Annotated in this window: 8 protein-coding genes; 6 read left to right on the top strand and 2 right to left on the bottom strand. The window is 40.6% G+C overall.

The features are described from left to right. Positions 1-7: 7 nt before the first annotated feature. The 4 genes from CWD90_RS08750 to CWD90_RS08765 all read left to right on the top strand — a co-directional run bounded on the left by CWD90_RS08750 (position 8) and on the right by CWD90_RS08765 (position 6,747). Positions 8-2,305 (top strand): glycosyl hydrolase family 95 catalytic domain-containing protein, encoded by a 2,298-nt coding sequence (locus CWD90_RS08750; RefSeq protein WP_205161222.1) that lies wholly within the window; start codon positions 8-10, stop codon positions 2,303-2,305. A gap of 85 nt (positions 2,306-2,390) precedes the next feature. Then, positions 2,391-4,253 carry a right-handed parallel beta-helix repeat-containing protein gene (locus CWD90_RS08755; RefSeq protein ID WP_192878003.1) on the top strand — a complete coding sequence of 621 codons (1,863 nt, stop codon included), beginning with the start codon at positions 2,391-2,393 and terminating at the stop codon, positions 4,251-4,253. Positions 4,254-4,398: 145 nt separating this feature from the next. After that, the gene (locus CWD90_RS08760; protein WP_103475565.1) at positions 4,399-5,382 is read left to right on the top strand and encodes a metallophosphoesterase family protein; all 984 of its coding nucleotides are present in this window, start codon (positions 4,399-4,401) and stop codon (positions 5,380-5,382) included. A 132-nt stretch (positions 5,383-5,514) separates the two neighbouring features. After that, positions 5,515-6,747, top strand: a complete 1,233-nt coding sequence (locus CWD90_RS08765) for a Gfo/Idh/MocA family protein (protein ID WP_103475566.1) — start codon at positions 5,515-5,517, stop codon at positions 6,745-6,747. Between the two features lie 108 nt (positions 6,748-6,855). Here CWD90_RS08765 and CWD90_RS08770 read toward each other — a convergent pair whose 3' ends face one another. Together CWD90_RS08770 and rimK are read right to left on the bottom strand one after the other, a co-directional pair. After that, complete coding sequence (locus CWD90_RS08770) at positions 6,856-7,821, bottom strand: succinylglutamate desuccinylase/aspartoacylase family protein (protein WP_103475567.1); 966 nt, start codon at positions 7,819-7,821, stop codon at positions 6,856-6,858. Continuing rightward, complete coding sequence (gene rimK / locus CWD90_RS08775; protein ID WP_103475568.1) at positions 7,811-8,686, bottom strand: 30S ribosomal protein S6--L-glutamate ligase; 876 nt, start codon at positions 8,684-8,686, stop codon at positions 7,811-7,813. The genes CWD90_RS08770 and rimK overlap by 11 nt, the downstream gene beginning before the upstream one ends. Positions 8,687-9,986: 1,300 nt before the next feature. Between rimK and CWD90_RS08780 the strand changes: the two genes are divergently transcribed. Together CWD90_RS08780 and CWD90_RS08785 are read left to right on the top strand one after the other, a co-directional pair. After that, positions 9,987-10,346 carry a BlaI/MecI/CopY family transcriptional regulator gene (locus tag CWD90_RS08780; protein WP_103475603.1) on the top strand — a complete coding sequence of 120 codons (360 nt, stop codon included), beginning with the start codon at positions 9,987-9,989 and terminating at the stop codon, positions 10,344-10,346. Beyond that, positions 10,346-12,472, top strand: a complete 2,127-nt coding sequence (locus tag CWD90_RS08785) for a M56 family metallopeptidase (RefSeq protein ID WP_103475569.1) — start codon at positions 10,346-10,348, stop codon at positions 12,470-12,472. Before CWD90_RS08780 ends, CWD90_RS08785 begins: the two co-directional genes overlap by 1 nt. Positions 12,473-13,235 lie beyond the last annotated feature (763 nt).

The following is a 13,235-nucleotide window of genomic DNA, read 5'->3' on the forward strand; positions in this document are numbered from 1 at the left end:
AACACATATGATGACTAAAATAATGTACCTCCTAGCCATAATTTTCGCCATGGCCAGTTGTAATTCTGAACCAAAAAAAGTGGAACTCGACCGACTTCCCAAATACAAACTTAGCTTCAATAAATTGGCCACCACTTGGGATGAAGCCATTCCCTTAGGAAATGGCACAGTAGGAGCCTTGATTTGGCAAAAAGACGGGAAACTGCGATTATCCTTGGACCGGGCTGATCTCTGGGACCTGCGCCCTATGGAGAACCTAAACTTTAAGGATTTCGGATTTGATTGGGTCAAGGAACAATGGGACAAGAACAGTTACAACAAAGTGCAAGAACGCTATGATGTTCCTTATGACAATTCACCCGCACCCTCTAAAATACCGGGAGGAGCCTTGGAATTTGATGTAAGTGGCCTAGGAGAAGTGGAATCGGTAAAATTGAATTTGGATACGGCAATTTGTGAGATTAAATGGACGAGTGGAGCCCTTCTAAAAACTTTTGTTCATGCTACAGAACCGATAGGCTGGTATTCCTTTGAAAATATAACGGGAGATCTAGACCCCTCCATAATTCCACCTGCCTACGTTTCCGTAAAGCAGGCCGGCGCAGATAATCCGGTTACCGGGCAGGACCTTCGAAGACTGAATTATGACGGCGGTAAGGTTACCCAAAAAGACCATTTTATTACCTATGATCAGCAAGGTTGGTCCAACTTTAAATTTCAGGCACATACCCAGTGGAAACCTACCCCTTCAGGTTTGCAAGGTAGTTGGAGCATCAGCTCCCAAACCTCAGAAAAGGAAACTAAAGAAACCGCTGAACAACTTGTAACAAAATCGCTTCAACAGGGAATTGCATCCTCCCTGGAAAGCCATATTGGTTGGTGGAATTCCTTCTGGAATAAGTCAACCATTAAGGTTCCGGATCCTGTTTTGCAAAACCAATGGTATATGGAAATGTACAAATTGGGATCGGCGGCCAGACAAGGAGCACCACCAATATCACTACAAAGTGTATGGACCGCGGATAATGGAAAATTACCGCCTTGGAAAGGCGATTTCCACCATGATCTAAACACACAATTGAGCTATTGGCCTACCTATTCTGGTAATCATTTGGATTTGGAACAAGGATTCATCGATTGGCTTATCCAATACAAACCCACTTTTAAAAAGTATACCAAAGATTTCTATGGCACTAACGGACTTAATGTCCCTGGGGTTACCACTTTGACCGGAGACCCTATGGGCGGTTGGATCCAATATTCCTTTGGGCCTACGGTCGGAGCTTGGCTTGGACAGCATTTTTACCTGCATTGGCGCTATTCCATGGATCGCGATTTTCTAAAAAATGAGGCCTATCCTTGGATCAAAGACGTAGCTATTCATTTTGACGAATTGTCGGTTTTGGGTGAAGATGGAAAAAGAAAACTACCCCTTAGTTCCAGTCCCGAAATCCATAATAATTCACGTGAAGCCTGGTTTGGTGATATGACCAATTTTGACCTTGCATTGATTAAATGGACTTATTCCCATGCTGCAGAATTAGCTCTGGAGCTAGGGCTAAAAGAGGAATCTGAAAAATGGAAAGCCAGCCTTAAAGAATGGCCGGATTATGCTGTGGATGAAACAGGCCTTATGTTTTCTCCAAGTTTATCTTTTAATGAATCGCATCGTCACTTCTCCCATTTAATGGCCATACATCCACTTGGATTAATAGATGCGGCAAACGGCTCCAAGGACAAAGAAATTATAGAAAAGACCATTGCCAATTTAGACGCAACCGGTACTAGCGAATGGGTTGGCTATTCCTTTAGTTGGATGGGCAACCTAAAGGCAAGGGCCTATGATGGAGAAGGTGCTGCAAGAGCCTTAAAAGACTTTGCTACTTCCTTTGTGCTGCCCAATAGCTTTCACGTAAATGGCGATCAATCGGGTACCGGAAAATCCAATTTCACATACAGACCATTTACTTTGGAAGGCAACTTTGCCTATGCGGCAGGACTTCAAGAAATGTTGATACAAAGTCACACAGGAACGGTTCGCCTATTCCCTGCCATTCCCCAAGATTGGAAAAATCTAAGCTTTAGCAAATTACGAACAGAAGGTGCCTTTTTGGTTTCCGCACAAATGGAATCCGGGGCCGTGAAATGGGTAAAAATCGTTTCCGAAAAAGGAGGGGAACTTCGTCTAATAAACCCCTTTCAGAAAAAAGAAATTTCCATTGATGATGAAGTAACCCATACTTGGGATGGCGAGACCCTAATCATTCAAACCGATCCAGGGCAAGAAATATGGTTAAAACCATAGGGATAAGGTGCTAGTATAGAATTATTAAAGGTAATCTGAGGATTATCAATAATTAGTAAAAATGGTGACAAAAACGGCTATAAAGATGAATAGAGAAGTGAATATTAAAATACTTTTTTTCATTATCCTTATTTTCATGACCAAGCTTTCCTGGGCACAGGAAATTAAAGAAATCTTTGTTTCACCAACTGGCTCTGATTCCAGCTCAGGGACTTATGATAAACCGATCAAAACACTTCATAAGGCCACCGCACTATTGGAGACGTATGAATCCTATAATCCACAGAAAATTGTTGTTTGGCTTAATGATGGGCTCTATCGCATAAATAATCCGATTGTTATTGATTCTGCGGTTAAGAAAAGTGAAATTCCCATAGAATTTAAGGCGGCTGAAGGCTCAAGACCTATAATCTCAGGGGCATTGGCACTAGACGATTGGACATCTTCTGGAGATGGAATATGGGTATCGAAAATTTCCAAAAATCATGGTAGTTTTCGCGAATTGTTCGTTCAAGGAAAACGTGCTATGCGCGCCAAACATCCAAACAAAGAATACCTAAGGATGAAGGAAGTAGGGGCCGATAGACGAACCAATTTTACTTATCATACGGGCGACTTTCCACAACCAAAGAAACCTGGGGAAGTAGAACTGGTTGTATTACACGATTGGTCCATTACCAGGATTCCCATTAAAAACATTGATAAGAACCTTAATTCAATCATTGCGGCCGATTCTATCGGTGCCAAAGGCTTGGACTTTTTTAATCTAGATAATTGGGAGCCACACCCTCGGTATTTCCTAGAAAATGCTATTGAATTTTTGGATATGGAATACGAATGGTTTTTGGACAGTTCGGCCTCCAAAATTTACCTAAAATTACCAATAAACATGGATCCCTCCCAACTATCCATAGAGGTCCCAGTTGCAGAATCCCTATTGCTTTTGGAAGGTAGTGAACAGCTCCCCATGTCCAATGTTAGTTTTGAAGGGATTAGCTTCCAACATTGTAAATGGAATATCCCTAACCAGACCTATGCGGGAATTCAAGCCTGTCATTTTGATACCCAAAAAGGCTATAAAGAATGGGCGGTGGTGCCAGCAGCTGTCCGGACAACATGGGCCACCAATATTCGATTTATAAATTGTGAATTCGCTTCCTTGGGAGGAAGTGGCATCTGGTTGGGAACTGGAAGTAGCAATTGTACTATAAAAAACTGCATAATTCGCGATATTTCTGGAAATGGGGTTATGATTGGCGAAGGACAAGATAGACTGATTTCTGGTGAACCATGGTGGAAGGTATCCCCTCAACAGGCTGCCTTAGGCAATACCGTGGAGGACTGCGATATATCCGATTGCGGTGTACAATTCTATGGTGCGGTAGGAATATGGGGTGGACTAACGGCTGAGACAATGCTAAAGAACAACAACATATATGACCTACCCTATACCGGTATATCCGTTGGTTGGATGTGGAGCCCGGAAGCAACACCCTGTAGGGATAACACTATAGAACATAACCATATTCACCATGTAATGAAAAAACTTAGTGACGGGGGTGGAATTTACATGTTGGGTTTACAACCGGGAAGTAAATTGATTGACAATCACATTCATGATATTTCTGTCAACGCGGGGAGAGCCGAAAGTAATGGGATGTTTTTGGATGAAGGAACCAAAGATGTATTGGTTAAAAACAATCTAATTTATAATATTGCCAAATCTCCACTCCGCTTTCATAGGGCTTCGACCAACATTGTTAAAGACAACTATTTGTTTTCAAATGAAAAAACTCCAGGTATTTCCTATAACAATACCCCAACCGAAAATATTCACAAAGAGGGAAACCATGAAATTAGTACGGATAAGCCAAATTATAAAGTTTTGTTAAATGAAGCCATGTCCAAATACATTAGTTTGTCCCCAATCTTAAAAAATTCCCATTGAAACATTAATCATTCTAGGCCTTAACAAAATATTAACAATTAGATTTTCCTTTTTTATACTACTGGGATATCGAATAATTATATCTTAATTTGGAATTAAATGAACATTATAATAACGCACCCTATTATCCATTAAAAATTACTTCATGAAGCATTTGAAATCCCTGTTGATTATCGTTTTTGTCCTTTTATTTGGGATTAGCTCTTACGCACAACAATCTGAGAACCCCTATAACCCTGAGCCAAAAATGGATCAATTACGGGCTAGAAAAGGTAAAAAACCTACACAAATGCACTTCTTGGTGTTCGGGGATTCCAAGGGGTCGGAACATTTCCCGGGTGTCTTAAAAAGGGCGGATATGTTGCAACCTGATTTCTGTATTACTACTGCCGATCTAGTGAACCGAGGCGCTGGTGACCAAGGCAAGATAGATTATAAAACTTTGGACGAGGATGGGGGATGGTTTATGCGAAAATATCCTATGTGGCCAACCGTAGGTAACCATGAAGAATCTGGTGGGGAAGATGGCGTAGAAAATTTCAGCAATTTCTTTGGAATGAAAAAGGCCATGTATAGTTTTACTTATGGCAATGCCAAATTTATTGCCTTGCCCTGGCCCAAAGTAAAAGATGATCCCAAAAAATTAAAATGGCTTAAGAGAGAATTAAGGAAAGCTAAAGGAAAACACATTTTTGTATACAAACACCGTCCTCATTATACAATGGGCAGCAAATCCTATGAAGATGTGGAAGGAGCAGAAACGGAAACCACCAAACTATTTGACAAATACAATGTCACTGCAGTTTTTAGCGGACACGATCATATTTATTACCGCACTAAAAGAAATGGCACCAATTACATTATTTCTGCCGGTGCCGGTGCCAGTATATACTCGTTGAAAAGGGAAAAGGATGCTATTGAAGGAGATGCCTATTACGGTAAAAAGGTTGATAAAGAGCAAGGAGAGGGCATTGCCCCTTATAAATTCCACGCTGCCGATGGTACCGAAACCGATATCCCTGAATCTATGTTTTACGTATTGTCCGTTAAGATTGAAGGAGAAAAAGTATCTATTCAAATGATAGATGCAAAAACCGGTAAGGTTTGGGACGAGGCCGATATTAAGTGATAATTTACCTAAAAGGGACCTTACTATAGGACAGAAACACTGTGCCTATTGGAGACTTTCCATAATCCCTGAAGTATAGGACGTAATTGGCAACTGAATTTTAAGCTCACGAAATAGAAATAATAGTAGGTTATGAAAGCAATAAAAAATGGTGTCACCACCAATCCCGATCGAAGAAAATTTTTAGGCACAGCATTAATGGGCAGCAGCGCCCTGGCCTTAGTCCCTCATTTTGCTTTTGCAAACATACCCGCCGTAAATAAAAAGGTTAGAATTGGTATTGTCGGAGGAAGGTTTGGTGCCGGCTTTTATTTTCATGAACACCCCAATTGTATTGTAGAAGCAGTAAGTGATTTACGTGCAGATCGCCGCACCCGTCTTATGGAAGTATATTCCTGTAAAAAAAGTTATGAATCCTTGGCAAAATTGCTGCAGGATCCTAAAATCGAAGCCGTATTTATTGCTACCCCTGCTCCAGACCATGCAAAGCATGTTTTGGCCACCCTAAACGCGGGAAAGCATGTTTTGTGTGCAGTACCAGCCGCTTGGACCTTGGAAGAATGTTATGAATTAAAGGAAGCAGTGAAACGTACTGGACTTACCTATATGATGGCCGAAACCAGCGTTTATAGACAAGCTACCATATCGGCTAAAAAGTTTTATAAGGAAGGAACTTTCGGGAAGGTTTTCAGTGCCGCAGCCGAATATAATCATCCAGGACTGGAGGAACTATATTTTGAGGATGGTAAGGCCACTTGGAGACATGGGGTACCACCTATGTTATATCCTACACATTGTACTTCGTTCTTAATTTCTGTAACAGGGGAACGGCTAACCCAGGTTAGCGCTATGGGTTGGGGAGATGATAGTCCATTATTACAAAACAATCCATACAACAACCCTTTTTGGAACGAAACAGCCTTTTTCAAGACTAACAGAGGAACACCTTTTCGTGTAGAAGTGAACTGGAAGGGAGCATTACGCGAAGTTGAAAGAGGAGAGTGGCGGGGCGATAAAATGAGCTTTTACATGTCTGAGCATGGAGGAGGAGATTCCACCATGGTATGGGCATCAGATGTTATTGGAAAGGATGACGCAGGTTTTAAAAACAAAAAAAGTAGGGTAGAAAAATATGATCAACCTCTGTGGTGGGAGACGGATATGTTACCTGCAGAACTTAGACATGGTAGTGGGCATGATGGTTCCCATTCGTTTATAACCCATGAGTTTATTGATGCTATTGTAAACAACCGTGACCCAGAAATCAATATTCATGAAGCCCTAGCGTATACGGCACCAGGGATTGTTGCGCATTCATCAGCACTAAAGGGAGGTGAATCTATGAATATACCTAGTTTTGACTAGTATACACAAACATTAACCTCACCCCTGTTAAATAATTATTTTTATCCTCCTTTAAGGAATGGATTGAAAAACTTCAAGTCCTGGATACTAGATTGAGGACTTGAAGGTTCAATCCTGCGCCACATGAAAAATAGCATCGCCCTGATTTACTATTGGAGATTGGTTGATGCATATGATATGTCCATCGTTCAACGCATTTACTCTCCGTTCAAAGTTGCCAAACGGATCGGATATATTCCCTAGAAGATCTCCTTTTGATACTTTACTCCCTAAAGAAATAGAGGGGTGAAACATGCCAGAATATTTTGCCCTAATCCACTGGGATGACCCAATGGTCACTGGGTGTGGAGACCTTGCCTCCATTAGCTTTAACTCTCCGGTAAAATTCCTCATTCCCAAATGATCCATTACCCTAAGCGCACCTGCAATCCCCATCTTTGTAATCTGGTTATTTATATCCAAGGATTTTCCCCCTTCAAAAAGCAATACTTTTTTACCCATTTTGGCCAATGCTTCCCGAAACGACTTCTCCCTAGTTTTTGCCAATACAACAAATGGTGCGCCAAATACTTTTGCCAATTCCATACATTGTTCATCGTCATTATTTATCCTGGTCTGTGGTGCATTAAATCGGCTTTCAGCTCCTGTATGATAATCAATACAATAATCTACCTTTGGCGCAATTTCTTTCATAAGATGATAGGCAAACCTACTGGCCAAGGAGCCACGGGGACTCCCTGGAAACACTCTATTTAGATCTCGCCCATCAGGGAACTGCCTGGTTTGGTTCAAAAAACCGAATATATTGACCACTGGGATACATATGACCGTTCCACAATCCGGTCTGTTATATTTTTTGGAAATCAATTTGCGAATAATCTCTACTCCGTTAATTTCATTCCCATGAATGCCTCCCGTTATTAATAAAACAGGACCTGGATTTTTTCCTCGTTGAACAATGATAGGAACTTCAATTTTTGTCCCTGTATGCAATTTGGCTATATCCAGATTTAGCAACATCCCCTTTCCTGGCAAAATGGTTTGGCCCAATAATACATTTTTCTTATTCGGCATGTCTTTCCACATATTTTATCATAAGACCAGCAATATCTTTACCGGTCGCGGCCTCAATACCTTCCAAACCGGGAGACGAATTTACTTCTAAAATCAGTGGTCCCCTAGCAGATTGAAGCATATCTACCCCTGCCACTCCAAGTCCCATTACTCTAGCCGCTTTTATGGCTGCATTTTCCTCCTCATCTGTCAATTCAATAATATTGGCCGAACCGCCGCGGTGCAGGTTGGATCTGAACTCCCCTTCCTTTCCCTGCCTTTTCATGGCTCCTACCACTACCCCATCTATAACAAAGGCACGAATATCGGCTCCTTTAGCTTCTTTGATGAATTCCTGTACAATTACCCTTGCTTTTAACCCATTAAAGGCTTCCAATATGGATTCTGCGGAATTCCTGTTGTCCGCCAGTACCACCCCAAGACCTTGAGTACCCTCCAATAATTTAATGACCACTGGCGCACCACCTGCATTATCTATAATGGTACCTACGTCCCTGGAATAATTACTGAATACCGTCTTAGGAAGTCCTAAACCAGCACGGGATAAAATTTGTAGGCTTCGCAGTTTGTCCCTTGAACGGACCAAGGCCTGTGACTCAACGGCCGTAAAGACTTTCATCATTTCAAACTGTCTTACCACCGCGGTACCATAGAAGGTTATGGACGCCCCTATCCTAGGTATTACCCCTGAAACGTCGATGATTTCCTTCCCTTGATAAATAAGCCCGGGCTTTTTCTTTTCTATGACCAGATCGCACTTTCCATGATCTACTACCAACATTTCATGCCCTTTTTTTTCCCCTGCCTCAACAAGTCGCTTAGTAGAATACAAGTTGGGATTTTGGGATAGGATTACAAATTTCATATTTTGATTTAGTTATTGTTATTAAAGTAATTTTGCTGGGAACGAAATGAAGAACTGAAGTCCTATTGTCTTCCTTAATTTAAAAGATACATAAAATCCTTTTATCAAACTGCTTACGGAATATTATTTTAAACATATCCCATTAATATTTTATTGAAACAGTCTTTTCCCCTACCTAATCCAGTAATCTTAAAAGGCCAAGCCCTAATTTTTAGATTTTTAGAACTGCTAAACCTGTGATTTAGCGCATGACATTTCTATTTTATTGGTATTCGTGAACCTTCAGTTTCTCCGAAGTGGTGAGTATAACGAAATATGTAATGACAGAGCGTGTTGTGTGATTTAGCTCATGACATTTCTATTTTAGGGGTATTCATGAACCTCCGCTTAAGCTTCGGTTTCTCCTCCCTACCAGTCGTTCGAAATGAACTTGCAGTCACTTCGACAGAGTCCCTTTTTGGTACTCCCGATAGCTAACGGGAGAGAAGTCGCATATACTTGGTTGCTGTAGTCCGTTTAAACTAGTTAAGCCGAATCTTTGATTTGAGCTAGATGTGCGATTTAGCGCATGACATTTTTATTTTAGGGGTATTCGTGAACTTTCAGTTTATCCGAAGTGATGAGTATAACGAAATATGTAATGACAGAGCGTGTTGTGTGATTTAGCTCATGACATTTCTATTTTAGGGGTATTCGTGAACCTCCGCTTAAGCTTCGGTTTCTCATCCATACCAGTCGTTCGAAATGACTAAGGAAGTCACTTCGACAGAGTCCCTTTTCGGTACTCCCGATAGCTAACGGGAGAGAAGTCGCATATACTTGGTTGCTGTAGTCCGTTTAAACTAGTTAAGCCTAATCTTTGATTTGAGCAAGAAGTGTGATTTAGCGCATGACATTTCTATTTTACGGGTATTCGTGAACCTTCGGTTTCTCTCTATCGTTCGAAATGACCGCGGAGGGCACTTAGACAGACGATTATTTCTGAACTACAAAAAGTCTAAAAAGAGGCCTCATCGACGATTTTTCCTAGCATTTATATGCAAAAAAGAGAGAAAATGAATTAAAAATTAATTATCAATAACCAAAAGGCATCATTAATATAGGCTTTAACCAAGAAAAACTACACAAATAGTTCTATAACTTCTTTTATAGTTGCATAACTAAAAATATAGTTTTATGTTTGGCTTGCGTTAAGGATTGGAGTGAAAAGCCCACAGTTCTGGACACCAGAACGAGGACTTGCAACGTAAAGCCTGACGGCTTTTGCCGAAACGCCCAACAGATGATTAATAAAGCAGTGATGAAGAAATTGACCAACAAGGAGGAAGAGGTAATGAAAATTTTATGGGAATTGGAGAAGGCTTTTGTTAAGGACGTTCTTGCCAAATTCCCCGAAGACAAACCCCATTACAACACGCTATCCACCATTATTCGAAATTTAGAAGAGAAGGGATATGTATCCCATGAGGCCTACGGAAATACCCACCAATATTATCCTGTGGTTGCCAAAGAGGAATACAGAAAACAATTTATTAACGGGGCCATTGAAGACTATTTTAATAATTCCTATAAGAATCTGGTTTCACATTTTGCTTCCGAGGATAAGATCAGTGTGGAAGAATTGAAAGAAATTATAAAGCATATAGAAAAAAACAACTAATGGAAGATTTCTTTATTTACCTAGTAAAAAGCAGTGGTATTCTCGGTCTTTTTTGGTGCTGTTTTAAACTCTTTCTAGAAAAGGAGACCCTCTTCACCTTACATAGAGTTTTTCTAATTTCAGGGATTGTTATGGCCCTGTTATTTCCCTTATGGACACTTACCGAGATTGTCATGGTGGACCCCCTACCCATTACTTTGACCGAATCCCCGATTATGGAATCCGTTACTGTAAGAAATCCAACATTTGATTGGTGGAACCTCGTTGCCATCCTTTACGTCTGTGGAGTCCTCTTTTTCGTAGGTCGACTTGGGATGCAATTACTATCCTTAAAGCGATTGATAAAACAAGGAACTATTGTTAATAGCAAAGGCTTTAAATTTATAGAGTCCAAAGCCGATACTTCTCCCTTTTCCTTTTTCAATCTCATAGTATACAATCCGGCCCTTCACCAGCCAGATGAATTGGAAAAAATCATTGCCCATGAAAAAATACACTCACTTCAATGGCATTCCTTGGATATCTTATTGATCCATTTATTTTCTGCGTTTCAATGGGTAAATCCCCTCGTTTGGCTTTACAAAAAAACGCTATCACAGAATTTGGAATACATTGCAGACCAGTGTGTTACAAAAAACATGGAAAGCTCCAAGGAATATCAATACCTATTGCTAAAAAATGCCTCAGCAGACCAACAATATTCATCCATCATCAATCCATTTTTTACTTCATCAATCAAAAAACGAATCGTCATGTTAAACAAAAACAGATCAAACAATCTCAAAGCCTGGAAATTTTGTATTGTAATTCCCTTCCTTGCCTACTTTTTAGTGGCCTTTAATACCAAAACAGTAACACGGGTAAATACCTCCACTAACCTACAAGAATCATCATTGGAAAACAGTAGTACAGACACCACCAAAGTTGAATTTATCATTAACAAAACCAGTACACCAGAAGACTTGGAGAAAATCTCCAACACTCTAAAAAATGATTATAACGCTACCCAGTCGTTTACAAATATTGAACGAAATCCAATGGGCGAGATTATAAATATATCCTCTTCTATTACAATTTCCGAGACAGACAAGACAACGGTTACCGGTAAGAACGTATTTAAGGATTTGAAAGGGATCAATACCTTTTCTATTTATGTCGAAACCGATAAGAATAATAAAATTATATCAATGGGTCATGGGTCGGAGGAATCGGAAAAATATGACAACATGGAAGGCCTAAAGACCTACCAACAAAATCGAAAAACTAATCATGGTCCTGATACAATCCGTATTAAGGCATCATCCACGTCTAATGTTTATGGCCCTATAAACCCGATTTATGTTGTAGATGGAAAAGCCGTTGCAGTAGCCTCCGAAGCGACTGGTATGGATCCGTCCAAAATACATAGTGTTAATGTTTTAAAGGGAGCTGCTGCTACCAATAAATATGGTGAAAAAGCAAAAACTGGGGCGATAGAGATCACCACCAAAAGTTATCATAACGCGATAGCAGCCGACAAAACCCCCGCCAATACGCAAAACAATCCATACACCTACATTAAATCCGATAAGGAACCATTGTTCATTATTGATGGGGTGGAAAAAGAATCAGATTTTGACTTGGGTAGTATCCTACCAAGTTCTATTGAAAGCATAAACGTTTATAAAGATGAAGCAGCCTTGAATAAATACGGCAAAAAAGGAGAGAAAAATGGAGTAGTAGAAATCACTACTAAAAAAAGTGAATGGAAGGTCCAGTCTAGTAGCAACATCAATGCCTCACAACCCAACTCCAATTGGAATAGCCTTCCAGCGGGCTCCATTGAAAGTATTGAAGTCAAAAAGGGTGAAAATGGCACTACTCCAAATAGTAAATGGAAAGTGGGTTACGGCATCAATATGAACGACCCGAATGATATTTTAAATATAAGTTCATATAGAAAACAGGGAATGGAAAAAGCAGTGATCTTTGTAAACGGTGTAAACAAGGGAAAAAACTATGTGCCCACCATGAAATATTCGGAAGTTGAAGGCGTAGGCAGTTATGCACCGGGTGAGTCCACCTCCAATAAGTATGGAAAATTAGGAAAACACGGGGTTATAGAGATTATTACTAAGAAAGAATAGAATAAGTTAAGGCTTAAAGAACCGGCTCAGTCACATCCACGAGGTCCCTTTCCAGGTGGCGACTGGAAATCGCACGTACTAGGCTAAAGCCACTTGTGTGATTTCTCTCTAACGATCGAAATGACTGCAGGGGTTACTTCGACAGAGTCCCAGTTTTGGGACTCCCGATAATAATCGGGAGAGAAGTCGCACATAATTTACTCTCCTACAGGATTTAGCAAGGCCGTAGATTTGAGCGGAGCTACTTGTGTGATTTAGCCTCTTGAAACATTCATTTTAGGTATATTCGTGAATCTTTGATTCCTCCTCCCTGCCAGGCGTTACCAATGACGATAACAAAAAAGCTCCTCCCTTTAGCCAAAGGGAGGTGTCTTCGCCTTAGCGAAGACGGAGGGTTCTGAAAACCCAATAGTTGCGGATATATACAGAAGACAGGGAATAGGTGAAAGTTAGGACTTCAAACTCCCCTCCAGATAGTTACCTAAGCTTTGAGAGGAGCTACTTGTGTGATTTCTCTCTATCGATCGAAATGACTGCAGGGGTTACTTCGACAGAGTCCCTATTTTGGGACTCCCGATAATCATCGGGAGAGAAGTCGCACATATTGGGGGCACAGTGCTTGTGAGATTTAGCTCATGACATTTCCATTTTACGGGTATCGTGAACCTTTAGTTTCTCAAATTCTTGACCGATGACCAAAAAAAAGGCTCCTTCCCTTGGGTAAGCCTGTCCCGCGTTTTCCGCGGGAGGACAAGGTGGATCC

It is taken from the genome of Arenibacter catalasegens, assembly GCF_002909235.1.
Lineage (GTDB): Bacteria > Bacteroidota > Bacteroidia > Flavobacteriales > Flavobacteriaceae > Arenibacter > Arenibacter catalasegens.